The sequence below is a fragment of the Pelorhabdus rhamnosifermentans genome (genome assembly GCF_018835585.1).
Lineage (GTDB): Bacteria > Bacillota > Negativicutes > UMGS1260 > UMGS1260 > Pelorhabdus > Pelorhabdus rhamnosifermentans.
This window is the reverse complement of sequence record NZ_JAHGVE010000002.1, coordinates 251,024-277,103: the sequence shown is the minus strand read 5'-3', so window position 1 is coordinate 277,103 and position 26,080 is coordinate 251,024. Positions and strand designations below refer to the sequence as shown.

Below are 26,080 nucleotides of genomic sequence, written 5' to 3'. Positions count from 1 at the left end.
AATTTTGCAGGATTTTCTGTTGACGAAAAGAAAGGTGATCTTATGAAAAAATTAATGATTATCAATGGTACCATGGGTATTGGTAAAAGTACGGTATGCAAAATACTGCTTGATAAATTAAAACCCAGCATCTATCTTGATGGTGACTGGTGCTGGAATATGAACCCCTTTATTGTTTCGGAAGAAAATAAGGCTATGGTATTGGATAACATCACGCATTTATTAAAAAATTATCTGCTTAATTCCAGCTATAAATATATCGTTTTTTGCTGGGTTATCCATCAGGAAGCTATTTTTAATCAAATCTTAGAACCGCTAACAGATCTTGATTTTGAGCTCTATAAAATTTCACTTGTTTGTTCGGAAGCCGCGCTTAGAAGAAGATTAGAACAAGATGTTCAAAATGGAATGAGAACATCTGACGTAATAAATAGAAGCGTGCAAAGACTTCCCTTATATGATAAAATGGATACGGTTAAAATAAATGTAAGTCATCTGACACCACAAGAAACAGCAAAAAAAATTTACAACTTAATAAAATAACTATAATTTTTTTTATGATGCGAGAGCCCTTTCACCCAGAAGAGCTCTCGCATCCTGCTTGCTATAACCAGTGCTTCACAACACAAAACGAAAAGAATATGCGAGGCTCAGTAGACTACTACACTATATATTGATTATTAATACATTGACAGACACAACATCTAGTAATATGATAGATATTGTTACTGATACTTTCCGAACAGGAGGCGAAAGGCCGAAATGTCCATATTGCGCGGCCTAAAAAAATTATGCTCACAACAATCGTAAAAAGGGATGGCCGCGAGGTACCCTTTAATTTAGAAAAAATCACGAATGCCATCTACAAATCTCTACAAGCAGTCGGTAATGGGGACTCAAAGTTAGCGTTTGATCTTGCAATAAAAGTTGCCGAGCAAACAGACCAAGTAAATTCCGAAACACACACACATCCTTCTGTTGAAGAAATTCAAGATATTGTTGAAAAGGTACTGATTGACGCCGACCTTTCCAAAGTCGCCAAATCTTATATTCTTTATCGTGCCGAACGCACTAGAGCACGTGAAATGAATACACGGCTCATGAAAACCTACGAAGAAATTACGACTCGCGATTCTAAGGAAAGCAATTTGAAACGGGACAATGCGAATATTGACGGCGATACTGCCATGGGTTCCATGCTAAAATATGGTTCTGAAGGCGCCAAAATTTATAATGAAATGTATATTCTCAAACCGGAGCATGCCAAAGCACATCGCGATGGTGACATTCATATTCACGATTTCGATTTTTATACCTTAACAACAACATGCTGCCAAATTGACATTCAAAAACTGTTCAAGGGTGGTTTTTCGACGGGGCATGGTTATCTTCGCGAGCCCAACGACATTGCAAGCTATTCAGCTCTTGCCTGTATTGCTATTCAATCCAACCAAAATGATCAACATGGTGGCCAAAGCATTCCGAATTTTGACTATGGCCTGGCCGATGGCGTACGGAAAACCTTTGCTAGAAAATATTGGGACAACTTAATCAAATCACTTGCCTTTAGCACTGACAGCGAAGACGGTATCGCTGAAAAAATCAAAGATACAGCAAAAGATATCTGGAGTCGCTTGAAAACGGCACCGGAAATTTCCAATCCCACTGACTACATAGCGGAAGAAAATCGTCTGCTCGCGGACTGCTTTGATCCGGTCTTACTAAAAAAATCACAAGCCTTTTCACTAAAACAAGCTCTGAAGGAAACGGACCGGGCCACTTATCAGGCTATGGAAGCTCTCATCCATAATTTAAACACCATGCACAGTCGGGCCGGTGCCCAGGTACCGTTCAGTTCAGTTAACTACGGTACCGACATCTCACCTGAAGGCCGCATGATTATGAAAAACATCATGTTGGCCACAGAATCGGGCCTTGGTTACGGCGAAACCCCCATTTTCCCAATACAGATATTTAAGCTCAAAGAAGGGGTGAATTATAACCCTGGCGACCCGAACTATGATTTGTTCAAACTTGCCTGCCGTGTCAGCGCCAAACGTCTTTTCCCTAACTTTTCATTTATCGACGCACCCTTCAATCAGCAATATTACAAGGCCGGCCATCCCGAGACTGAAATCGCTTATATGGGTTGTCGTACACGCACCATCGGCAATGTCAACGATCCTGCACGAGAAACAGTTTATGGCCGCGGCAATCTGAGCTTTACTTCCATTAATTTACCGCGTCTCGGCATTTTAAGTAACAACAATATTTCCGAATTCTATATAAAACTAGATTCACTCATTCAATTATGTATTGATCAACTACTTGATCGTTTTGAAATTCAGTGCCAGAAAAAGGTTCGTAATTTCCCCTTCCTCATGGGTGACGGCATATGGCTGGATTCAGATAAACTCGGTCCTGACGACGAGATCCGCGAAGTGTTAAAACACGGTACACTTTCCATCGGTTTTATCGGTCTGGCTGAATGCCTTAAAGCCTTGATTGGTGAGCATCATGGAGAATCAGCAAAGGCACAGGCGCTTGGGCTAGAAATTATTAGTCACATGCGTGCCAAGATTGACAAAGCGGCTCAAAAATATAAGCTCAATTTTTCTCTACTGGCAACGCCAGCTGAAGGTCTTTCGGGTCGTTTTGTCGAGATCGACAAGAAACGATTCGGCAGCATTCCCGGCATAACTGATCGGGAATATTACACGAATTCATTTCATATTCCCGTCTACTATCCGGTTAGCGCCTATGATAAAATCAACTTAGAAGCCCCTTACCATAATCTCACCAATGGCGGACATATCACCTATGTTGAACTTGACGGCGATCCGACTAAAAACCTCGATGCTTTCGAATCCGTCATTCGTTGCATGAAAGAAAGTGGTGTCGGTTACGGATCGATCAACCATCCCGTTGACCGAGATCCTGCCTGTGGCTATAACGGCATTATCGACAATACTTGTCCTAAATGTGGTCGCAACGAAATGGACGGGCCCTCCTTTGAACGAATTCGTCGCATTACGGGCTATCTGGTCGGCACTCTCGACCGCTTTAACAATGCCAAGCGAGCTGAAGTACGTGATAGAGTCACACATGTATGCGGTGAACAACAGGATCGGAAAATGGAAGTCCTTTGAGTACACTGAAACTTGCTGGTCTTATTCGTGAATCCATCGTAGACGGACCGAATCTTCGCTTTGTCGTGTTTGCCCAGGGTTGCCCCCATCACTGCCCAGACTGTCATAATCCACAGACTTGGCCTTTTACGGGCGGTTTTGAAACTACCCCAGCACAAATTATCGCCGAAATGGTGAAAAACCCCTTATTACGCGGATTAACGCTAAGCGGCGGTGAACCATTTTGCCAGAGTTTTGCTATGACGAATTTAGCAGAAATTGCCCATAGCAAAAGCTATGACATCATTGCCTACACAGGATTTACTTTTGAGGAATTGTTGCAAAAGTCACATGCTGAATTCTCAATTCTAACTCTACTTCAACAAATAGATATCTTAATTGATGGTCCGTTTTTAAAAAAACATAAAAGTTACGAACTCAGCTTCCGGGGTTCATCCAATCAGCGAATCATTGATGTTCGTGCTTCACTTATCAAAGGTACTGTCGTTCTGAAACAACTATAAAACAAGACGAATCAGCTTTTAGAGACTGATTCGTCTTGTTTTTTCATTTTCTTTTCTCACATATAAGAAGTGGATCTATCTCTAACTAACTGCATTTGATCATACAAATTTTTCCCTGGACACAAAGTATCGTTTAAATCCTTATGTCCTTGGACAGTAATCTGATTTGGTGATAAATCATAAATATGACATAAAGCAGCAACTAATTTCGCTGCCGAATGAATTTGCGCCTGTTTAGGAACGGATTCTTCAAAATCTCCTACTAGATTAATACCGACTGAGGCTTCATTATATCCATAAGTATGTGCACCAATTGCATCCCTTGGCCTGCCTCGTTCAATAATACCATTTTTTCGAATCACGTAATGATAACCAATGCCAGCCCAGCCATTTGCAAGGTGCCACCTATGAATCTCCTGAGCCGATACATCGCGATCCGTACCGCCCACATGATGGATAATGAGCATATTCGTTTCAGATCGAGTTTCTAAGGAGCCAAATTTTAAATTGGTTTCTTTAATTTTTAAATTATTTTCTTTGATTTGTGTTGGTTTACTAAAAGCACCAATATCGAGTATGATACGATAATGATTGCACAAAATAGACGGCGGAAAAACGCTACAGCGTATCTCGGGAAGTGGAAGTACCTCCATTAAACGAATTTTAATTTGACTATCTTGCTGAGATACTTGTTCAATCTTATAGTCAGATATAAATTGATTTGAACAAGCGAAAGTGCCGACAAAACTGTCGGCACTACAATTTTTAAGCGTAATTTGAACATATTTGGCATTCTGTTCCTTAATAATTTCGCACTTATCAGAAACTTCAAGAACTACTCGAAAATAGACCTGCTTATCATCTTGAGCTCGATGAAAAGCTTTCCGTATATTTACAATATGTGTCGATATATTTTGTGTTGAATTTGCGAAAACAGTGCCGTAACGAAGTAGATTTTGACCGAACCATAAATTAGCGCCCATGTAAAAAGTTTTGCGTAAAAATGTCCTTCGATTCATATTAAGACCACCAGAATTACAAGTATTAGTTTTGTGCTATTATAAATCACAAACTAATTATACTACTCTGCATTACTTTTTCAACAATATTCCCTATATTACTTCTTTTTTTATGATTAAATGACATAAATTAAGCCACAAAATACGATATAACCGTACTTTGTGACTTTTAGCACATTCGTTTATTTTTATATTTTCTTATGCACTTCGTAAAATTCATTATATTTTTTTAGTTCCCGTTTTAAAAGATTCGGCGTATCAAGCTCATAAGGACACTGACTTTTACACTGGCCACATTCTAGGCATTGATTAATTAAATTCATTTTTTCCCTGAAATCGTTTTCCATGAATGGACCAATCGGTGCTCTTCCTAAAAGCAACGATATTCTTGCTTGAACAGGTATTTCTATCCCGGCAGGACATGGCATGCAATATCCGCATCCTCTACAAAAATCCCCTGCTAATTCATTTCTGTCCTTTTGAATCAGTTTCCACATGGCTTCATCCAATTCCGGCGGATTCTTTTCCAAGGCGACAAATTCCTCTAATTCACTGATCTTCTGAATACCCCAAATAGGCACTACATTATCAAACTGTCTTAAAAAAGCAAACGTAGTAGAAGCATTCGTGATTAAGCCACCTGATAAGGCTTTCATGGCTATCACACCAATCCCATTTTTTTTACACTCAGCAATTAATTTTAAATCTTCATCAGTTGAAAGAGAATTCAAAGGAAATTGAATCGTGTCGTACAAGTTAGATGCGGCTGCCTGCATGGCATTTTTTATATTATGATTTGTAAGACCAATAAAGCGAATCATTCCTTTTTTCTTAGCCTCGATTAAACCGGCATAAAGACCTTCTGAATCCTCTGGATCTGGAAGTTCCTTCGGATTATGTAATTGATAAATATCGATATAATCGGTTTTTAAATTTTTGAGACTCGTTTCTAAATGTTCAAATAATGTTTTTTTATTCTTCGCCGGGCTCTTGGTAGCAAGGATAATATGATTTCTTACTTCCGAAAGAGAATAACCGATTTTTTCTTCACTATCTGTATATCCTCTTGCAGTATCAAAAAAGTTTATTCCATTTTCATAAGCCGTTCTTAGTATCGCTTTCGTTTCATCAAAAGAAATCCGCTGTATAGGTAAAGCGCCAAAGCCACTTCTACTCACCATTAATTTTGTGCGACCCAATTGAATTTTATCCATCTTCATTCTCCCTCATCTCATTTATGCCATATCCTTTTTTGCTTCTGCTTTTTGTAAAAATTTTTCCTTCGTAATAATGAAACGTTCATGTGTCCCTTCGCCAATTTTCTCTCTGTCATCAAATGCAGTGACATGAAAAATAAGACGCCTTCCATCCAATTGGATAAGCTCAGCAACCACTTTAATCGTCATGCCTACAGGAGTGGCTGCAAGATGCTTGATTTTTAAATCAATACCTACTGTAGCCATTCCTTGAGGCAAGTAGGAATCAACAACTGCTAAGGAAGTTGCCTCCATCAATCCGATCATGGCTGGAGTCGCATAAACAGCCACTCCCCCACTGCCATATTTAATAGCTGTATTGTTTTCAGTAACTTTTTCCGTTTTTTCGGCTTTCATGCCAATTTTCAAATTAGAATCCATAAACATCTCCCCCTTTTCTATTATTTAGAGATACAAATACGTGAATTGATATAGATTATCCTTTTTACAAAACTCATCGATTTATTTTAAGAATTGATGTCATTTTATCACCCATTATGCACGGATGCAACATACAACCCTTTTATCTTAAATCTTTACGTTTTCCTCCTAATTTATCGTCTGAACAAGTTATCTCATTTTTCGCCTTCAATTTTGGGTGCTTTATCATTTTTTTTATCGATATATAGTTTTCCGTCGGGTGTTATCATTGCCAAAGTCACATCTTCAAGCTTCGCATTTTGATGCGCCAGACTGCTTTTAAGCCATTCAAGTGTCATCCCGCTTTTAGACAAGGCAGAATCAATTACCTTGCCATCAATAATAAGCTCTCGCCCAATCAAGCCACTGTAAATGTCAGGTAACGTATCGCACATAGTCTCGGATTTTTCCGACTTATCTATTTCCTTATTCTCCATTACGCTTATCTGTCCATCTGTTTCAATGACTGCTACCTCGACATTAGAGGGATCAAAAATACTTTGCTCACGCAATGCCCGCAAGAGATCATTTATGTTGTAAAATTTCTTTTGCAAATTTTCTTCCAAAATGCGGCCTTGGTAAATAACCATAATGGGTTCGGAATCGACAAATTTTCTTGCTGATAGACTCCTTTGTGTAAAAAAATTAACAACTAATACCCAAACAGTTGCAGCTGTTAAACTCACTAGCCCCTCTGCTATAGATACTGATTTTCCCACTGCAAACGCGGCGCCGATGTTACCAAGAATAAGCCCGATTACATAATCATATAGCGTAAGTTGGGCAATGGATCTTCTTCCCATGACTTTTGTCACAACCATTAAAGCCCCTAAAGCAATAAACGTCCGATAGACATTTTCTATAATAATGTCCATTGATAAATTCCTCCACTCTTCTCCATCCAAATTTGATTTTTTTTGCTGACTTTATTATTCTTGTGCATAAAGATCAGCCTTCATTCATCCCAAAATTTATAATTAATAAAAATCCAAACAAAAAACGCGCTAGTTACGCGCGTCCTTCTATACATATATATAACTTGAGCATCCCATTCCCACATTTCACACACCACCTATACTAATTATGTTGAACCAGACCATAGGGGTGAATGGAATCATGAACTATCCGTACTGACTATCTGGCTGCCGCTTGTTTTATATGTACCAGCTCCTTAACTCTTCTTAAAACCCCCTGCCAATCGCCATATTTCTGCTGACGAAGTATTCGTATCGTCGGATACCAATCACTGTCTTCACGTTCTAATTGCCAGCGCCAATCCGGAGCAAATGGTAAAAGTAGCCATGTTTCTTTTCCCATTGCTCCTGCCAAATGAGCTACAGCCGAATCAACTGATATGATCAAATCAAGATTACTAATCACACCTGCTGTTTCGGAAAAATCAATTAGTCGAGAAGATAAATCAATAACGCTATATAATGTATCTTTCAAATTTCCGGCCCGTTTCCCCACTTGTAAACTAACCCATTCTACTTCAGTAATATCAAATAACTGTCTGAACGTTTCAAAAGCTATGGAACGATTACAATCGTTTTTGTGATTAGGATTACCCGCCCACACAACACCAACTCTTAATCTCTTGCCAATACCTCTTTTCCCAAGTATTTTGGACCATTTTATTACAACCTCGTGTTCCGGCTGTATATATGGAATCTTCTTGGGAATTGTCTCCTGCGTCGTCTTAAATACAAAAGGAAGGCTAAGCAACGAGCAGGTAAAGTCATATCTTTCCTCGTGTATCTTTTCATCAGTAGAAATAACAACCGTTTTTTGCGAATTTATCATCAACTGTTGCAAAGGTTTCTGAATCAATACAGTTGTTTCAGATGCCAGTTCTGCAACCTTTTTCGCATACCTGATAAATTGAATCGTATCACCAAATCCTTGCTCATAATATAGCAAGATTCTACAGCCTGCTAAGTTTTCACCTTGCCAATAGCGAATTTCCGGCTGCCAATAGCCGAACACTTTCCGTCTCAATTCATATTTTTCCCACCACTCAGCACCATACTTTCCCTGAAGCAAGTCTAAAATTCCTAAGGCAAAACTAGCTTCAACAGAATTTGGATACTGTTCAATCACTTGGCAAAAACATGCCTTCGCTTCGTCCAGCCGATAGGTATCTTTCAAAAGAATGCCCAAATTTACCCGAGCATTCAAATATTCAGGTTGCAGCTCAATTGCTCGGCGATAACAAGCCTCTGCTTCATCAAGACGAAAACTATATTTTAAAACCAACCCCAAATTATTGTAACTCTCTGGATATTTTGGATTCAGTTCAATGGCTCGACGAAGATATTCCTCCGCTTCATAGCAGTTAGTATCTCTTAATACCAAACCGAGTGTTGCATAGGCCTCTATTAAATCACTTTTCAACTCAATTGCACGTTTAAGACAGCTTTCAGCTTCGGCCAATTGCTTTATTCCCATTAAAACCACTCCCAGATTACCGTAAGCCTCGGGATATTGTGGATTCAATTGAATTGCTTGCCTTAAGCAAATCTCAGCTTCAGTAAGTCGGTTACAATTTATTAAAACGGTACCTAAATTATTATACGCCTCAAAAAAATCAGGTTTCAAAATAATAGCTTTACGAAATGCAGACTCTGCTACATCCACCAACTTCTCCCCAACTTTTACCACTCCCAAACCATTATAAGCCTCGGCATATTGGGAATTTATTTCAATAGCTCTACAAAAAGCGTCTGCCGCTTGTTGTAGAGCTCCGTTATTCATTAATTCATAGCCTTTATCTAAATACATTTTTGCATCCACATACATCCCCCACAATCATCCGATTGATTACTTTCTTTTGATTCAGACACGCTAAATAAGATTCTCACCTTCAATATCATAAATAGTCGCATAACTTTATCATATCATAAAATTATTATTCAAAAACATTCAGATAAAAAAATAAAGCGGACATCCTATAAAAAGCGATGCCAGCTTACATAAATTTGAAAATCAGTATACAGCAATCAAAGTAACTAAAATTCCATTATGCATTACTGATTCAAAACCAACAGAATCTACAACTTAAAAAGCTTTAAAAAGAATTATTTCTTTGAAACTTCTGGTTTTATCTTAGCCGTGGCTGAATCGTCAAAAAATATCCTTAATCTATTTGGATCTGGATCGGTTGGTTTCATTAATTCTGATTCAACAAACATTCTCATCATTTCAAGTTGTATCAGATGCGGATCTCCAGAAACATTTGCTTGAATAATTCTTTGCAAACTGGCTTCACCTACATAAGGCAATACCTGACCAATAAAAAACTTTTTTGCTGCCTCAAGGTCTATAGCAACTTTCTTATTAGCTGCAGCCTTAGAAAAATCTATCAAGTTATTAGTCATGACTGATCCCTCTCCATCTTATTTACTTTTGTGTAAATCCAATTGGAGAATTGGTTACACCCTGCTATGACTAATATACATATATATTATTAGAAAATCGTTAAAAAATGTAAGGAATCTATCAAAATCACTCTCCACTAACATTTAATCATTACCAAATACCTTATCGATCATAGTGTTTTGCCCCAACTTCAATGTTGAGGACAATTTCCTTTTTGCGGCTATAGAATGTTTTGTTGTATAGCCAAACTCCGTTAAATACTTCCAGTAACGCTTTGGCATATGGCTCATCCGACACTTTGGATTGTGACGGCCCTTTACTTCAATCGTATCGTAGAACAGCCGCCATAGTTCACGAAAGGATTGCTCCTCTTCATCGGGCTCAGGCAGCTCAAGATCATCAATAGGAATTACAGCCGATTGATGCGGCTGATATACCAAGGCCATAAAATGCGTCTTATCATAGATTAAAAAGCGCTCCTCTGGATATCGTTCGCAGAAATGCTTGGTCAACAAGGGAAGTACAACATTTTTAGGCTCGATCTCAGCTACAAGGATATTATTAAAAATAGAAAAACGCAGAAAACCTCTTAGCAGTTCGCTTTCTTTTCCCAAATGTTTAACCGCTTTAAAGAGCCTATCTACTACGTCATCTGTTAACATGCTCATCACGGACGTGCCATAACGATAGCCCTTACGCAAGAAGAGCAAAATGTACAATTCCTTTTGATCAAGACAGGTTAAAAAAGCACGCCGCACAAAATCCAATGCTGAGTCGCCGATTTTTTGGGGAATAGAAACCAAAACTCGACTCGCCTTCTCAGAATCAGTCGTAATTTCTTTCACAGGCAACAGCGAAGTCTGAAATGCATCGGGCCGAAAAATATCGCTGGGAATTTCTTTTTGCTCATAGCTTTCGAACACACAGCACAGTAGTCCGTCAAAACTTCCATCATAACGATAAATCAGATTGGACTTGTTAAGCATTTTTGTCTATCCCCCTCTATGAATGGCGATAGCATTTCTCGAGGTGAATCGAAAAGAGAAAGCTGTTCAGCCGCTGTCTGAGCAGGAAAATTCTGGTGATACAAAGCCAGCGTCTTATCAGACATGAATGATCTCAGTACTGTACTTGGTTTCACTTTCAAGGCAGCGGCGATTCCCCCCCCACAAGTAATAAAATACTGGGCCCGCTTCAAAACCACGCCGAGCTTCTTAAGACCTTCCAAGCGAAGAGTCGCTGTGCGACGGGCAATTACAATCCGTTTTGCACTGGTTACGCCAATACCAGGCACCCGTAACAGATCATGATAGGAGGCGCGGTTTACATCGATGGGGAAAACCTCCATATGATTCAGTGCCCAATTGCATTTTGGATCGATGTAAGGATTAAAACTTTGATTATGTTGATCTAAAAGTTCATTGGCTGTAAATCCATAAAACCGTAGCAGCCAATCAGCCTGATAAAGCCGATGCTCACGCAGAAGTGGTGGCTTTGTATTGAGTGTAGGCAGCAAGGCATCTTGCGTCACAGGCATATAGGCCGAAAAGAAAACACGCTTGAGCTTGTATTTCTTATAAAGACCTTCCGTTAAATTCAAAATTTGAAAATCCGTGTCAGGTGTCGCACCTACAATCATCTGAGTGCTCTGCCCAGCCGGAGCGAATTTGGGAGCATGCCGATACTTGATTAGATCGGTAGAATTTTCTTTTATGCGATTTTGAATATATCCCATGGGTGCCAAAATGGAATGCTTCGATTTATCCGGTGCTAAGAGCTGCAAACTTTTCTGAGAGGGAAGTTCAATATTCACACTCATACGGTCTGCTAACATCCCCAAGCGAGCGATCAGCGCGCTATCCGCTCCAGGAATGGCCTTAGCGTGAATATATCCGGAAAAATGATATTCCTCCCGCAAAATACGCAGCGCCTCAATCATTTGCTCACAAGTATAGTCAGGATTTTTCAATACGCCGGAACTCAGGAAAAGACCTTCAATATAATTTCGCCGATAAAAATTAATGGTTAACTCGGCTAGTTCGCGTGGCGTAAAAGAAGTCCGCGGTGTATCGTTTGACAAGCGATTCACACAGTATTTACAGTCATAGGCACAAACATTGGTCATTAGCACCTTTAACAGTGAAATACACCGCCCATCCGCTGCGAAGCTGTGACAAATACCCCAGGCTGCCGCACTGCCAATTTTGCCGCTGCCAGCCTTTCTATTCACACCGCTGGAAGTACATGCCACGTCATATTTTGCTGCATCAGTCAAAATTTTCAGCTTGTCAAAAATATCCACGTAAACCAGCTCCTTATGCCTTCATTATATTACAGAACACACGTTCTTGAAAAGAGGCAAAGTAATTTTAAGCAAAACGAAACCCTACAAACCTGATCTGTAGGGCGTTTACTCCGCTATGTTAGTCAATCCTTTATCCTATTTATTTAGTACTTTTCATCTAAATTCTATTACCAAAGCTAAATCTTCTATTCAGACCCCAAATTTTCCTGTAAAATAGAATAGAATAATTTAATGAAAAAACAATAAGAAAGGTACTTGAACCGTCATGAGTCTAACACCACCGACACGTCCCATTCCACCCACACCACCTACTCATCTTGCGCCACTGAGTTTAGTTCCTGCTACGTCGGATACGCCAAGCGAACAACAAGGGACTACTCAAAATTCAAAAGCGCCGATAACTCATGCAGAACCTTCTACACAGCCTGCTATGCAATCTCAACAGGCAACAAACACCAACCCCACTTCAACAGCAACTACTAAAAATCAGTCCGTCACTACCGAAAAATCTTCTCAACAAAACAGTGAGAGCACGCATATAAATACATCATCTGAAACAGCGGCTCCGCCCACTGACGGAAAACCACAAGCAACAGGCATGGGAATGGGGGCCTATTTCATTTTCGTTTTAGTTGTTAGTGTGACTTTAATCATATTTTATTACTTCAAATTTAAGTACAAACCTAAACAAAAGAGGTAACGAATCCTGTTGAAAAAAAAATCAACGACTTCCTCACCCAAAATATCCCGCATAAAAAATAATTTTGATTTCAAAGTGTAAGCAAGCTATATTCCAGCCCACACATGATTTAAAAATAAAGGGGGCTATCTTAAAAATAAGCAAAAAGTGGTATAAATAGCAATTAAAAAGCTATTATACCACTTTTTGTTTAATATTTTCAATTCCCCTTTATTTAGTACGCCCTAAGACTTTCAGCTAGATGCTGAACCTAAATCTCGGTTTTCCACAAACCATGAAGATTGCAATATGCATAAACAACGGCCTTATTTTGACCCAAGAATCTAGCTTTTGGTTCCATACCTGGTTTCAAATAAATTAATTCTACTTTTTCTTCAGTAACGACTGCGATCCATTCAATAAAATGTTCAGCGACCATCGGATGAGCTACAGAACCTACAGAGACCTTAATTTTTTCGGCTTCCTGGACAACAACTGGAACATGCTTTTCCTGCGCAGCATCCGTTGTGTTAGGGTCAAGTTTTATCATGGGCTGTCCACAACAAACCAGCTTACCTCCACCATTTTTCATTACAGCAACAATATTACCACAAAGTTCACAACGATAAAAAACCATTTCAGCCATTTTTCCAGCCTCCTAAAATGTAAATTTATTTATTTGTCTTATCATACCATAGAATTAAGATTTTTAACACTCTTTATAAAATAATATATTTTATTAATTAATATTTAAAACAATTTATCGGCATTATCTACTCTCCAAAGTAAACAGCGATATTCATAAAATCATCTAATTGTTACACAAAATAAAACACGCTCCGATTTAGCTCACTGCTAATCAGAGCGTGTTTTATTTCATCTCCAAACCCTTGCTTAGTAAGAAGTTCTTCATATGAGGCCGCAGGTCTTGGTTTAAGTAAGACGCCACACCCCCATTAAGGAATAGAGCTGCCAAATTTATCGAAAAAAACTCAGATTTGGATACTGAATTAAGCCACTTTCACTAAAACGACCGACTTCTCCTACAATAAGCGGCTGAATATAGTCAACCATTTCCTGCGTAACACTATTTTGCTGTCCCAACCAATTCAGGGGAACATTTTTTACTTTGTTACATACACTGTCTAGTTTGGCAAGTTTCGTCGTACAATGATACGACTTATCCTTGGCCCTCACGAGTGCAATCATATAACCCGTATACCCCTCAAGAGCGTAGTGAAGGGCAGCTCGTCCCACCATTTCCGCTTCTTCGAGGTCTGTCTTCGATACACAATGCATGGCACAGCGTTGAATCACACCTACTTCAGTAAGCTTTACATTTTTAGTCACATTTTTCTTGATACATTGCTGCAGATATCTTCCGATTCCCCCCAGTTGTGCATGACCAAAGGCATCGCTGTTGTAACAATTACTTTCAATATTAATATACTGTCCATCGTCGCTTTTTAACCCTTCTGATGTAACAACAAGTAATTTGTTATTGTTTTGAATAGCCTGTTTAATATCTGCCAAAAACTTATCTGCGCAAAAAGGGACTTCCGGTAAATAAATGAGCTGATTCAGTCCTGGGATGGCCCTTTTTATAATGCCTGTTGATGCGGCAATCCAACCGGCATCTCTCCCCATGACTTCCATAACCATAATCGATTCTTTCTTGTAGGCGTTAATATCCGCCCATAACTCAATCCCAACGTTCGAAACATATTTAGCAGTGCTGCCAAATCCCGGACAATGATCTGTTTCAACTAAATCATTATCAATGGTCTTGGGCACGCCAAGAACCTTCACGTCGTACCCGCAGATTTCAGCATACCGACTGATTTTATCAGCAGCATCCATTGAATCATTTCCGCCAATATACAAAAAGTACCGAATATTAAACTCTTTAAAAATATCGATTAAATTCTTGTAATCAGCTTCATCCTCTTGAATATCTTTCATTTTATACCGACATGAACCAAAAGCCGCCGCAGGCATGTTCTTCAGAGACGCAAGCGTCGCCTCAGCCAAATTTCGCACATCAATCAGCTTTTTATCCAAAACCCCCTGAATACCATGGACTCCTGCATAAACAGTAAATTCACTTTCCAATGACAAAAATTTCTTTATAATCCCATAGGTCGATGCATTAATAACACTTGTCGGCCCTCCTGATTGAGCAATTAAACAATTTCCGTTGATCTTATTCAATATAAAGCCTCCGCTTTTACAAAAAATATTTCATCATGACGTGCAAAAGAATAAACCACTAATGCTAAATAATCTTTTATATTTTATGAAGAGGAGCCATAATGGATTGCTCTACCTGTTTTTTATCCATCACAAACACATAATATAAATAAATAAACCCAATGATTGGAATACTTGAATACAACACAATACGCTGTGATTCATCAAAATAGAGACTGACAATAACGATGACATTGAGAACAATGGCTAAATAAGGCACCAAAGGATATAAAGGCGTACGAAAGGTCAATTCACTCAACTTTCCACCAAGACTCAAAAAACTTTTACGGAAATTCAATTGACACCAAGCAATAATGATCCAGATGAGGCAGCCTGTCAATCCCGTACTAGACATGAGCCACAAATAAACTGTATCAGCCGCATAAACACTTGTTAAAAGAGAAATACAGGCGAGAGCAAGAGTAAGCAAGATGCCGCAATAAGGGACACCGTTCTTATTTAACTTACCCAGCCATCTCGGAGCCAATCCGTCTTTTGCCATGGACCATAGCAAGCGCGAACAAGCATACAAAGCCGAACTTCCTGCCGAAAGTGCCGAAGTAATAACAACAAAATTCATAATATTTTGCGCCATAGGAATCCCAATACGACCAAAAACATGAGAAAAAGGACTTTCTAAAACCCCCGCCTCTTGCCAAGGAATAGTCCCTGTCAAAACAAACATAGCCACAACATAGAATAAGATAATACGAACAATGACACCACGAATGACTCGTGGAACATTTTTTCCGGGCTCTTCACATTCACCTGCCGCAATTCCAACAAGTTCAGCACCTTGAAAGGAATACACAACAGCAATCATTGTTAAAAAAACAGCCTTAAATCCATTAGGAAAAGCTCCCTCTGTACCGATAAAATTAGACAGACCAATAGCCCCCTCATGCCCCGTAAAACCAAATATCAAACCTGCTCCAGCAATAATAAAACAGATAATTGTAGCTACTTTAATGCCTGCGAACCAAAATTCCGCTTCACCAAAGGCGCGAACAGAAATGATATTTAATAAGGTTAAAATAACGGCAAATAAAGCGCACCATATCCAAATACTTACCTGAGGAAACCAATTATGCATAATAATCCCTGCCGCCGTAAAGTCAGTTGCAATACAAATGGCCCAGTTAATCCAATACAGCCAGCCTGTCATAAAACCTACACTAGGCGAAATAAACCGAGTGGCATAACTCTGAAAAGATCCCGCTACAGGCATGGCTACTGTTAATTCAGCCAAACATAATAAAACAATGTACATAATAAAGCCGCCCGTTAAATAGGCGAGTATAGCACCGATTGGCCCAGCTTGGCTAATTGTCTGCCCTGAAGCAACAAATAATCCCGTACCAATGGTTCCCCCGACTGAAATCATCATCATATGCCGTGATTTCATGCCTCGCTTTAACCCAGCCCTTTCAGGACAAAGCTCCTCCGTATTGACCTTGGATTCCAAATAAAAGCCCCCACTCTTATAACTAAATAGCCCCGTAATATTTACCTGAGCTTACATACCTATTAACACTCTATATTAAAATGCAGAATCTTGCAAGTAATCTTTCCTTCATGGACATAAAAAACCAAAAAAGTGATGTGCTTTTAGCACGCCACTCTTTTGGTTTAAGTCGATCCCTATACGCCTGACACTTCTAGCCTTCGTTTCTAATTTCATGCAACAATTCTTTTTTCAGACTCGCCAATTTATCACTTAAATCCACTTTCATCTGATCAGGATTGGTAAGCCGCCTGAATTCATCCCACAAGGTAGCCATCTCTGATTGTGCATAAGTCTTAATCGCTGTCAGCGAAGGCTCTTCATACACCATTTTCCCTTGTTCAAAAATAGGCACAAGCATTTCTCTGATTGTATAAGAACCTTTTCGCAAAACTGTTTTCTTCCAACGATGTGTTTCATCTGCCAAAACTAAATCGTCATTACTGCTGAAGATTTCGTCTTCCAATGTAATCAAATCAGCTTTGATTCTGCCTTCTTGATACACGCGGAAAAGCTTCTTAATCCCCGGATTCGTGATTTTTTCCGCATTATCAGAGACCTTGATCTTCGGTATAACCTTATCACCATCACATTCAGCAGACAACTTGTACACCCCGCCTAAAGCTGAGCTACCGGCAGACGTAATCAGTTTTGTTCCTACGCCCCATGAAGTAATTTTAGCACCTTGCATCTTGAGATCAAGAATAATATTTTCATCCAAATCATTAGATGCACTAATAATTGCCTCTTTCAGACCCGCTTGATCGAGCATTTTTCTCGATTCTTTCGATAAATAAGCTAAATCACCACTATCAAAACGAATACCGTACTTGCCAAACTGAACGCCTTCACTCATAAGTTCTTTAAATACGGAAATGGCATGGGGCAGGCCGCTACGCAGTGTATTATATGTATCTACTAATAAGATAGCATTGCTTGGATATTGTTTGGCATATTCGCGAAAAGCTTCTAGCTCTGAAGAAAAGCTCATAACCCAACTGTGAGCCATCGTTCCGGCAACAGGAATATCAAACATTTTACCAGCAATAACGTTAGAGGTGGCATCGAATCCGCCAATAATCGTAGCCCTGGCACCATAAATGCCAGCAGCAGAACCATGAGCGCGACGCAAACCAAATTCCATTAAATTGTCATTGGGCGCTACTGTTCGAATCCGGCTAGCTTTAGTACAAATCAAGCTTTCATGATTTAAAAACATGGACAATGCCGTTTCAATCAATTGTGCTTCCATAAAGTTGGCCTTCACACGCACAAGTAGTTCGCCTGGAAAAACAACACTGCCTTCAGGAACAGACCAAATGTCACCCGTAAAATGAAGAGTGGATAAATAAATAAGGAACTCTTCTTTAAATATGCCTAATGAACGCAGATAATCAATATCATCGGCTGAAAAAGACAGATTTTTGAGATAGTCAATGACATGCGCCAAACCGGCAAAGACTGTATATCCACCATTATATGGATTTTTTCGATAAAAACGGTCAAATACAGCTGTTTGCTTTGACTTTCCTGCAAAATAGTACCCCTGCATCATTGTAAGCTGATAGAGATCAGTTAATAATGTCAGATTTTCCATCATCATACCCCCTGAAAGAATCATTCAATCATCATTACATAGTACAGACGAAGTATACAATTCGTTGTTGTACCCAATCTATCCTGTTACCAATTTAATTTTAATTGTCCGAAATCACCTCCCACCATTCCAGTAAATAATACAACTAGCAGGAGTCGTACCTTTCCAGCTAGAAAATGAATAATAGAAAAAAACGGGAGGCATAAAAATGGAAGATAAAAATCAAACATTACTAAGTGATTTTGCGAAAATTGCTCCCTATTTTAATGATGTCATAGCAGAAGATATCGGCATTTCAGTAATAGAAGGAAAAAAATATATTGCCTATATGCCAGCAAAAAAACTTGATCTTGGCAACAAAGTGGGCGATGAAGTCAAGGGAAAAGTAAGCTTAGATGCACTAAGTACAGGTAAAAAAATTTTTCGTATCGTTACAAAAGAAAACTCAGCCTATGGCATTCCTTACATTGCTTGTGCTTATCCCATATTTAATCAAGAAAAAGTAATTGGCTGCATAACAACGACTCAAACAATAACAACGCATGAACGTGTCTCATCAAGTGCACATCAACTAGCCGTTTCATCAAAAGAAATGAGTGCTAACTTAGAAGAACTTTCAGCGGATGCAAATAAACTAGCCACCACAAGCAATGAGCTTGGTGAACTCAATAAAAATTTATCCGAAGCGACGAAACGAATGGACGAAATTGTAAATTTTATTAAAGGAGTTGCCTCACAAACAAACCTTCTAGGCCTGAATGCTGCCATTGAAGCCGCTCGTGTTGGCGAAGCAGGTCGAGGATTCGGCGTTGTGGCCCAAGAGATTAGGAAACTGGCAGTCGAAAGCTCAGAGTCGGTAAGTATCATTACTGAATCATTACAGCAAATTCAAGTAATCATCGGGTCTTTTTCAAAGAAATTTGAAAATTCCGAGCGTAATATTGCAAATCAGACACAACATCTTCAAGAGATTACTGCCGCAAGTCAAATCCTCGCACATATTTCAACAGAACTTTCCAATGTTGCAGACAGCCTCTTTCAATCCAAGTAATTATAATAGCAATATTACCTCAATAGTTTTCTACTACCAGCTGTTTTAATTCTGGCTACAAAAGAAAACAAAAAATTGCAGAATTATATTGACATGATTTATGATAATACGGTATAATAATTTTCGTTGAGAGCATCGCCTCTCAACTTATCTTGGGGGTATAGTTCAGCTGGGAGAGCGCTTGAATGGCATTCAAGAGGTCAGCAGTTCGATCCTGCTTATCTCCACCATAGGAAAATCAAGGCTTTGAAGCATTTCGCTTCAAGGTCTTTTTTGTTGTTTCTAACACATTTTCTAACACATTTAATTTTACAGTGCTAAAAAGCTAATTGCATATAAACCTATTTTATTCATCGGGTTATTTTAAATTTGTTTAAATCTTGCTATTCAGACCGGGTTTGCTCATTTTGTTCATGTTTTAAAAGAAAATTATACCGTTATTTCTATAATGTTGCCATCTGGATCCAAGATACAACTCTCATAATAACCATCCCCAGTTGTACGTGGATCGCTTATTATTTTAAGTCCACTATTTTGTAGTTTTGTGGTTAATTCATTTACCCTTTCTTTGCTCCCGACCGAAAAGGCCATATGTATTAACCCTATACATTGTTTGTTACAATCGCTTTTATTATCCTCAACTCCCTGTTGGCACATTATTTCCAGTCTTGCACCAGATTTGAAAGTGATAAAATAAGATTCAAAACCTTTCATGGCATTAATATACTTATTATTTGACTTACCATTAAAAAATGCCGTATAAAAATTTTTCATTTCCTCTAGTTTATTCGTATATATAGCTATATGATCTATTTTCAAATTAACCGCCTCCAAGTATTTTCTTATGCTTAGTATACCTTTTTGTACAAAAATTTGTAGTCATTTGGAATATATGATACAACTACAACTGTAAAAAGAATATCTAAAACAGCGCCGACCCCAGCCATTGCGGCCAGAGTAGGCGCTTCGTCTGCTTACTATTCAACGGTTACCATAAATATGCAATATTGTATAGTTATTTACATTTAATTGCAGGAATTTCCTGTTAAATGTAGTATTTTGGAAATAAGGAGGTGGTTATATGCGAAAAAACCCTTTTTTGTTATTAGTCTGTTTATTACTTATTTCAATAATGATTGGAGGATGTACAAGCATGCAAAGTTTAACGGTTATCACGCCTAAGATTGAAACATATCCGAATAAGCCTATTACTGTAATTGTACCTTATAGTATTGGAGGTACTGGCGATATCTTAGCTCGCATGCTTGAAAAATCATCGTTGAAATATCTGGGTCAAACATTGACTGTTATTAATAAGCCGGGTGGAACAGGTACACTAGGTTGGAATGAGCTAACCAAATCCGATCCTGATGGCTATACTATCGGCATGGCAAGTGGTGAATTACTTTTAAATCCTCTTTATGGTTCTACCAAATATAATTATAAAACATCACTAGATCCACTGGCTCAAATAACATCTATACCAATGTTATTGGCAATCCAAGCCAATCAACCGTGGCGAAATATGAATGAATTAATACAATACGCTAAACAAAATCCTGGAAAATTAAAATTTAGTCATGTCGGAATTGGTTCCTTGAATCATATTGCGGGTCAAGCTTTTGCTCAATCCGCTGGCATTAAGATTGAACAAGTTCCTTTTTTAGGTGGAGCAGATGCAGTAACAGCTTTATTAGGTGGACATGTTCAGATTGCCATCATTGGTCCGTCATTAGCCAAAGAATATGTTAAAAGCGGTACTATAAGAGTGCTGGCAACAGCAACTGATCAACGACTAACCGATCCGGTATTTGCAAATGTACCAACATTTAAAGAACAAGGATTAAATATAGTATTCAGTAATTGGTGGGCAATAGCAGCTCCTAAGGACTTGCCTGTTGAAATAAAAGCTAAACTATCTAAAAGTCTTGAAAATATGATCTCCGACCCCGAATTCAAAAAAGGACTTGAAAATATAGGTCTTCAATATGAATATTTAGGTCCCGAAGAGTCACAAGCACACTGGCTAAACGACAGTCAAGAATTAACCAAATCCGTTCAAGAGACTGGCATTGTAGACTTAATCAAAGCTCAAAAACAATAGAACTAACAAATAAGCCTTCACTTCAAACTGAAGTGAAGGCTTATTTATGTACTCAACCGCCCTGCTACAATTGCAATATATTCTTTTCCTAGATCTTATTAACAGTGGCAGCCCAAAATTGGTCCACGAGATTCCTTTTGTACCCAGACTGGTATCCCTGACAATAATGCTTTCGCGGACAATATAATACGACAACGATTTACAAGTCTTATAATATGCTAAGTCGACTTTTTTAACGCAACTATCTCCTCATGTAATTCTTGTAATTCCTTTTTTATATTTTTTTCTGCTTGTTCCTTTTTCTTATCATCAGCTTTAGCTGCTTGCCGATTCATTATTGCTATAGCTATTGCTAATATACTCGATATTGCTGACATTAACAGTGTAAATAAAAGTAACCTAAAGATTGATTCAGAGGTCTTTTCAGAAGCTACAACAGGTTTTCCATCTTCACGAAGGGCTCGGTCAAGCTCCCTAGAATTCAGAACTTTAGTCATAGCTCCCCCCCCTCTTCTGCACCATTATATGTCTAGAATTACATGAGAGTGTCATTTTAACAATCTATAATTAACATAGTTGACTCCACTTGAGCCCCACTCAAACGAGTGAGGTTTACGGAAATTCCAGTTAAAAGTATTCCCCTTAAACCCTCAACCGTAACCAATAGAGGGCCTTTTTCCTCACTTACTTTACATATCACATTTCTCATAATCAATGAATAATATAAACAGGAATTACCCCTTAGCGAAAAAGAAAATATCCGATGGTTCAATAGATTCAGAAGTACTTGACGTACGTGCAGATGTTTGAGATACGAGAGAGCAAACGGAGAAACGTTGTATGATATTTTAACGGCCATAAGTTGACCAGATTAATTTATTGAGAAATTTTCATAATTCAACCAGATTTATTCATAATACAAAATATAGTAAAACTTTCAAATCTATATATTTGTATTTGACATGGCAGAATTTAATCTGAAGTTGAATTATGAAAAAGTTACATTTATAAAATAACATATAAATGTGACCAAATTATGACAAATCAAAAACCAAAACCAAATAGAAAGCAAGCAAAAAAATGCTCATCCCCCGGCATCAAGAACTAAATAATAGTCGAACTCCTTTTGTTTGGTATCTTTGTGAATCTAAAGAAGCCTCTTAAATATGTGTACTACTATCCGACTTCTTCATTTGCATAATAGAACAGTCAAACATTTTAATAAAATAGTAATAATTTCTAGCCAAAAGCAAAAAGGAATATGTCGAAGATCGTCGAAAATAGTTGAAAATCACCTATATAAAAAGGAGAACACAAAATGAGGGAATTTCAAAATATTATTGACTCAGCTATTAAATATCATCCTCTAATGCCACTTGATTGCTGTATTATGATCTGCGATATCGAAGGAATAATTGTTAAATTTCTGCCGGCGAAAACCTTTGATATGGGAGTTAGAGAAGGAAATAAAACGGCTAACGGCGGATCGCTGAATCAATGTTTGAATACGCAGAAGGAGGTACATACAACCCTCAAAAAAGAACTATACGGAGTTACAATCAAAGCCATTGCCACACCTATTTGGGAAGATGGAATAGTAGTTGGAGCAATCGCAACAGGAACCAGTCTAGAAACCCAACAAACATTACATGAAGCATCCCAAACAATAGCCTCGACTACAGAAGAAATTACTGCAACAACGGAAGAATTAGCAGCTACCGCTACACAGCTAGCCCAAGATTTAGACACCTTAAAAATAGCTGGAGAGAACGTTGTTTCAAAAATTAGAAAAACTGACGAGATACTGCAATTCGTTAGTGATGTCGCCGCAAATTCTAATTTACTTGGCTTAAATGCAGCCATCGAAGCGGCCCGTGCCGGAGAACATGGGCGAGGATTCGCAGTCGTAGCCGAAGAAATACGTAAAATGGCGGATAATAGCGCTAAATCAGTAAAAGACATTAAAACTATATTGTCGTCTATTCAAATTGACTCCTCTGGAATTGTGCAGACTATTTCACAAACAGCCCAGTTAGGTGAGCGACAAGCAGCGGCAGCAGAACAAATTGCCGCTGCTATGGAGCAGCTTGCTGCTTCAGCGACCAATGTGGAAAGAATTGCCGAAATTGTATAATTTCTAGCAGCACTGCTTCTTCAAGTTCACTCAGGAATTCCACTACGATTGTTCCTGAGCGAATCACCCCACTTAATCCGCCCGAAACGATTCAGTGAATTAGGTCGTTATCGAATAATTCTCCGCATAATGAATTACATTAAATCAAACACTAACGTAGAGGTGAATTTATATGCCAACGTACCGAGTTTATATTGATGGAATTGATACGGGTGATACAGTCAGTGCAAAAACTTTTGTTGACGCTTATTTTGATGTCTCAAGTACCCGTCCCCTTACCTACCAAAGTGATGTACAATTAATCGAAGTCCAATCCCCTAAGGACCGTCTTTAGAAAGTCCTCTTTCATACTAGCAGCATAATATTTTTATCATCGAATATCCGATCACGATTTTATTGCCACAACCACTGAATAGCCAGAGTTATTTTGTATTTGATTCGGACCTTCCATGTATACTACGGTAAGTTTTCGCGTAATAATATAACAGTTAAGGAGGCCACGTAGCTCCTTTTCTTAGACCGGAGTTCAAAATTTGTGGGGAATAGAACTCCGGCTTTTCATGACAAATTTTCTGGTCCAAAATAAAGAAGGTACATCAAAAGGCCAAAACCCTTTGATATACCTTTTGTTTTTATAGAGAATCCCAAAAACTAAAATCTATCTAATCTAAAATGATGACCATCTGGGTGCCAACCACTATTTGCTATATATATTTCTCTATGTCGTATAGGATGGCCATCGACAAACAAATCAAAATCAACATAGCTTCCATCCTTAATTCATAATATATTCGGCTTACTGCTAATAATTCTATGGATATAATTCCACCAAAACAACCGAGGCAGCTGTTGGCAAATTCCAATTTTAATAGTAAATACTTGATAGCTATCACTGCGATAAAATTCAAACAACAAAGTCCATCCTTGGCATCATCGCCAAGAGATGGACTTCCTTGTTTAAAGAGTAAATTATTGTACGGGAATCATAGAGGTAACAATCCAAGATGAATCGGATGGATGATCTACAGTAATATTGTAAGCGTTGCCATTATGAATGACTCGGACTACAGCCTGTATATCATTTTGACTGATCAAGTTAAATGTGTCGTAATTCGTATCGAACCCTAGTACATCAGCTACTGCCATAACTACATCTACGGGATTTTCAATACTTGTATCTATTTGATTTCTACTTTGCCAATCTCGATATATTTCCATATGATATCGAGCGAAGTCTGATTTACCCAGCCGATGATAATGGTGCTTATAATGATAATGATCTTGATCATCTCTATCATTGTTTCTATCATGTCGTTGGTCCGTATTACGCTGTTGATCCCATTCGGAATTATTCATTGTAACGGTATCTGCTGCATACACCGTTGATGCAAGCGGAGCTGCGAGTATCGCTATCCCCATAGCGGTACTCAATAAAGAAAGAGTCACATTTTTCATTAACCTTTTCACTTTTTTACCTTCTTCTCGATTTGAAATATAATACGCGAAAAAAACACCCGTAATTTCTTATTTAACTAAAACTTATGGTTTAAACCCAAGCTCATTCCCTTGGCAGAATAGTTACTTGCTCCATTGTTTTCATAATCATGATAGCCTACATCAAACGATGTGTTCTTATTAAGATTATAGGTCACCCCAGCTTTCCAGTCCGTCACATTCGTTGATTTAATATAGGATGCGTAGCCATCAATATTATTGCTAATATTTTGTTTGTAGGCAATACCACCGAACATTTCGCTTGAAGAATTAGAAGAACCATTTGCATTAAATTCCGATTTAAGACTGCCTGCTGAAAGTGCAATATTATCACTTAATTTATACTGAAGGCCTAGTTCAGTGGAGTTAAAACCAACATTGTTAAGAGAGCCAGTATAAACACCTGGAATGTTAACGTTAAAGCTCTTCGAATCTGAGTTGAGATAAGAACCAGTAAGAACAAGCTTGTTACTTAAACCATAGTCTAAGTGATAGCCATTGCCATGATAAGTTCCTAGATCGCCAAGCCCATTAAGAGTAGTTTGCAAGTTCTCGTACGAATAGCCGAGCTGTACCTGTCCTGATTCTAAATTCATTGCGGGAGCGGCTGCAAAAGCAGTGCTGGCAAAAGCCAACGAAATAGCAGTTGCAACAATAGCTTTTTTCACGATAATTCCTCCTCTAAAATTTTGAGTTTGAAAAATAATTAGACTTTATTTGTTGACTAGTTCGCTGGGTACAAGAAGAGTATAATTGATTAGTTTTTGAATTTTTTTAGAATAAAAAAATAAACGCCGTTATTATTTTCCAGCCTAGATGTAAAACAAACTACATAAATAAAAAAACCCATTCCCAGCAATAATGCTGAAATATGGGTTAAATTCTTCAAAAGATACTATTTAAATTGCACTTAAACCTTAATTTAATGACAATATGTCTACATAAATCCCATGAGCGGCTCCATACCATACCAAGACTCCTGAAATAGCTGCCATGAATAAAGAAATGCCACTGATCAAAAGAGTCTCGTTCATCGATATTCTTTTGCTGCTTACTTCTTTATGGGATAAACCACGATATCCTTCATGGTAATATAAGTTATCCATTGTAATCATACCTTTCAAACTAAATTTCTCGATAAGATTCTTTGTCTGGCTTTATTATATATCAACGATATTCATTTGTAAATGAGAATGATTATTATTGTAATATTAAATTTAAAGGCACTTTTTAGAAA

24 protein-coding genes and 1 tRNA gene are annotated in these 26,080 nt (G+C 38.3%); 9 read left to right on the top strand and 16 right to left on the bottom strand.

Annotated elements, in window-relative coordinates:
* Window positions 1–42: 42 nt before the first annotated feature.
* The 3 genes from Ga0466249_RS04540 to nrdG all read left to right on the top strand — a co-directional run bounded on the left by Ga0466249_RS04540 (window position 43) and on the right by nrdG (window position 3,652).
* Complete coding sequence (locus Ga0466249_RS04540; protein WP_215828236.1) at window positions 43–543, top strand: ATP-binding protein; 501 nt, start codon at window positions 43–45, stop codon at window positions 541–543.
* 248 nt (window positions 544–791) lie between these two features.
* Window positions 792–3,149, top strand: coding sequence for an anaerobic ribonucleoside triphosphate reductase (locus tag Ga0466249_RS04535; RefSeq protein WP_215828235.1), 2,358 nt, complete (start codon window positions 792–794; stop codon window positions 3,147–3,149).
* Window positions 3,146–3,652 (top strand): anaerobic ribonucleoside-triphosphate reductase activating protein, encoded by a 507-nt coding sequence (gene nrdG, locus Ga0466249_RS04530; RefSeq protein ID WP_215828234.1) that lies wholly within the window; start codon window positions 3,146–3,148, stop codon window positions 3,650–3,652. Before Ga0466249_RS04535 ends, nrdG begins: the two co-directional genes overlap by 4 nt.
* Before the next feature lie 56 nt (window positions 3,653–3,708).
* On the opposite strand, the gene Ga0466249_RS26490 is transcribed toward nrdG, so the two are convergent.
* The 8 genes from Ga0466249_RS26490 to Ga0466249_RS04490 form a co-directional block, all read right to left on the bottom strand.
* Window positions 3,709–4,671, bottom strand: coding sequence for an N-acetylmuramoyl-L-alanine amidase (locus Ga0466249_RS26490; protein WP_246588438.1), 963 nt, complete (start codon window positions 4,669–4,671; stop codon window positions 3,709–3,711).
* A 188-nt stretch (window positions 4,672–4,859) separates the two neighbouring features.
* A complete protein-coding gene (locus Ga0466249_RS04520) occupies window positions 4,860–5,885 on the bottom strand; it encodes an aldo/keto reductase (RefSeq protein WP_215828233.1) in 1,026 nt (341 codons plus the stop codon).
* A gap of 21 nt (window positions 5,886–5,906) precedes the next feature.
* Window positions 5,907–6,308 carry a thioesterase family protein gene (locus Ga0466249_RS04515; RefSeq protein ID WP_246588437.1) on the bottom strand — a complete coding sequence of 134 codons (402 nt, stop codon included), beginning with the start codon at window positions 6,306–6,308 and terminating at the stop codon, window positions 5,907–5,909.
* Between the two features lie 194 nt (window positions 6,309–6,502).
* Window positions 6,503–7,222 carry a DUF421 domain-containing protein gene (locus Ga0466249_RS04510; protein WP_215828231.1) on the bottom strand — a complete coding sequence of 240 codons (720 nt, stop codon included), beginning with the start codon at window positions 7,220–7,222 and terminating at the stop codon, window positions 6,503–6,505.
* 259 nt (window positions 7,223–7,481) lie between these two features.
* Window positions 7,482–9,140: a tetratricopeptide repeat protein gene (locus Ga0466249_RS04505; RefSeq protein WP_215828230.1), complete on the bottom strand. Its 1,659-nt coding sequence runs from the start codon at window positions 9,138–9,140 to the stop codon at window positions 7,482–7,484.
* Window positions 9,141–9,424: 284 nt separating this feature from the next.
* Window positions 9,425–9,724: a hypothetical protein gene (locus tag Ga0466249_RS04500; protein WP_215828229.1), complete on the bottom strand. Its 300-nt coding sequence runs from the start codon at window positions 9,722–9,724 to the stop codon at window positions 9,425–9,427.
* Between the two features lie 144 nt (window positions 9,725–9,868).
* On the bottom strand, window positions 9,869–10,711 hold the full coding sequence (locus tag Ga0466249_RS04495; RefSeq protein WP_215828228.1) for a TIGR03915 family putative DNA repair protein: 843 nt from the start codon (window positions 10,709–10,711) through the stop codon (window positions 9,869–9,871).
* Entirely contained in the window at window positions 10,690–12,027 is a 1,338-nt protein-coding gene (locus Ga0466249_RS04490) for a putative DNA modification/repair radical SAM protein (RefSeq protein WP_215828227.1), read from the bottom strand. Before Ga0466249_RS04490 ends, Ga0466249_RS04495 begins: the two co-directional genes overlap by 22 nt.
* A 268-nt stretch (window positions 12,028–12,295) precedes the next feature.
* Here Ga0466249_RS04490 and Ga0466249_RS04485 point away from each other — a divergent pair, with 268 nt between their 5' ends.
* Window positions 12,296–12,730, top strand: a complete 435-nt coding sequence (locus tag Ga0466249_RS04485; protein WP_215828226.1) for a DUF4366 domain-containing protein — start codon at window positions 12,296–12,298, stop codon at window positions 12,728–12,730.
* 250 nt (window positions 12,731–12,980) lie between these two features.
* Here Ga0466249_RS04485 and Ga0466249_RS04480 read toward each other — a convergent pair whose 3' ends face one another.
* From Ga0466249_RS04480 to Ga0466249_RS04465, 4 genes are all read right to left on the bottom strand, one after another.
* Window positions 12,981–13,355, bottom strand: a complete 375-nt coding sequence (locus Ga0466249_RS04480; protein ID WP_215828225.1) for a desulfoferrodoxin — start codon at window positions 13,353–13,355, stop codon at window positions 12,981–12,983.
* Window positions 13,356–13,687: 332 nt separating this feature from the next.
* Entirely contained in the window at window positions 13,688–14,920 is a 1,233-nt protein-coding gene (locus Ga0466249_RS04475; RefSeq protein ID WP_215828224.1) for a 6-phosphofructokinase, read from the bottom strand.
* Between the two features lie 76 nt (window positions 14,921–14,996).
* The gene (locus tag Ga0466249_RS04470) at window positions 14,997–16,424 is read right to left on the bottom strand and encodes an amino acid permease (RefSeq protein ID WP_246588436.1); all 1,428 of its coding nucleotides are present in this window, start codon (window positions 16,422–16,424) and stop codon (window positions 14,997–14,999) included.
* Between the two features lie 193 nt (window positions 16,425–16,617).
* Window positions 16,618–18,060 (bottom strand): nicotinate phosphoribosyltransferase, encoded by a 1,443-nt coding sequence (locus Ga0466249_RS04465; protein ID WP_215828223.1) that lies wholly within the window; start codon window positions 18,058–18,060, stop codon window positions 16,618–16,620.
* A 208-nt stretch (window positions 18,061–18,268) separates the two neighbouring features.
* Here Ga0466249_RS04465 and Ga0466249_RS04460 point away from each other — a divergent pair, with 208 nt between their 5' ends.
* The gene (locus tag Ga0466249_RS04460; protein WP_215828222.1) at window positions 18,269–19,111 is read left to right on the top strand and encodes a methyl-accepting chemotaxis protein; all 843 of its coding nucleotides are present in this window, start codon (window positions 18,269–18,271) and stop codon (window positions 19,109–19,111) included.
* Window positions 19,112–19,265: 154 nt separating this feature from the next.
* Window positions 19,266–19,341 (top strand) — tRNA-Ala (locus Ga0466249_RS04455).
* A gap of 199 nt (window positions 19,342–19,540) precedes the next feature.
* On the opposite strand, the gene Ga0466249_RS04450 is transcribed toward Ga0466249_RS04455, so the two are convergent.
* Window positions 19,541–19,930 carry a VOC family protein gene (locus Ga0466249_RS04450; protein WP_215828221.1) on the bottom strand — a complete coding sequence of 130 codons (390 nt, stop codon included), beginning with the start codon at window positions 19,928–19,930 and terminating at the stop codon, window positions 19,541–19,543.
* 334 nt (window positions 19,931–20,264) lie between these two features.
* On the opposite strand from Ga0466249_RS04450, the gene Ga0466249_RS04445 reads away from it, so the two are divergent.
* Window positions 20,265–21,215: a tripartite tricarboxylate transporter substrate binding protein gene (locus tag Ga0466249_RS04445; RefSeq protein WP_215828312.1), complete on the top strand. Its 951-nt coding sequence runs from the start codon at window positions 20,265–20,267 to the stop codon at window positions 21,213–21,215.
* A 218-nt stretch (window positions 21,216–21,433) separates the two neighbouring features.
* Here the strand turns inward: Ga0466249_RS04445 and Ga0466249_RS04440 are convergent, their stop codons facing one another.
* The gene (locus tag Ga0466249_RS04440) at window positions 21,434–21,712 is read right to left on the bottom strand and encodes a hypothetical protein (RefSeq protein ID WP_215828220.1); all 279 of its coding nucleotides are present in this window, start codon (window positions 21,710–21,712) and stop codon (window positions 21,434–21,436) included.
* A gap of 821 nt (window positions 21,713–22,533) precedes the next feature.
* Here Ga0466249_RS04440 and Ga0466249_RS04435 point away from each other — a divergent pair.
* Both Ga0466249_RS04435 and Ga0466249_RS04430 read left to right on the top strand, forming a co-directional pair.
* Window positions 22,534–23,349: a methyl-accepting chemotaxis protein gene (locus tag Ga0466249_RS04435; protein WP_215828219.1), complete on the top strand. Its 816-nt coding sequence runs from the start codon at window positions 22,534–22,536 to the stop codon at window positions 23,347–23,349.
* A 172-nt stretch (window positions 23,350–23,521) separates the two neighbouring features.
* Window positions 23,522–23,683: a hypothetical protein gene (locus Ga0466249_RS04430; protein ID WP_215828218.1), complete on the top strand. Its 162-nt coding sequence runs from the start codon at window positions 23,522–23,524 to the stop codon at window positions 23,681–23,683.
* Window positions 23,684–24,318: 635 nt separating this feature from the next.
* Here the strand turns inward: Ga0466249_RS04430 and Ga0466249_RS04425 are convergent.
* Together Ga0466249_RS04425 and Ga0466249_RS04420 are read right to left on the bottom strand one after the other, a co-directional pair.
* Complete coding sequence (locus Ga0466249_RS04425; RefSeq protein ID WP_215828217.1) at window positions 24,319–24,816, bottom strand: hypothetical protein; 498 nt, start codon at window positions 24,814–24,816, stop codon at window positions 24,319–24,321.
* 65 nt (window positions 24,817–24,881) lie between these two features.
* Window positions 24,882–25,511, bottom strand: a complete 630-nt coding sequence (locus tag Ga0466249_RS04420) for an outer membrane beta-barrel protein (protein ID WP_215828216.1) — start codon at window positions 25,509–25,511, stop codon at window positions 24,882–24,884.
* Window positions 25,512–26,080 lie beyond the last annotated feature (569 nt).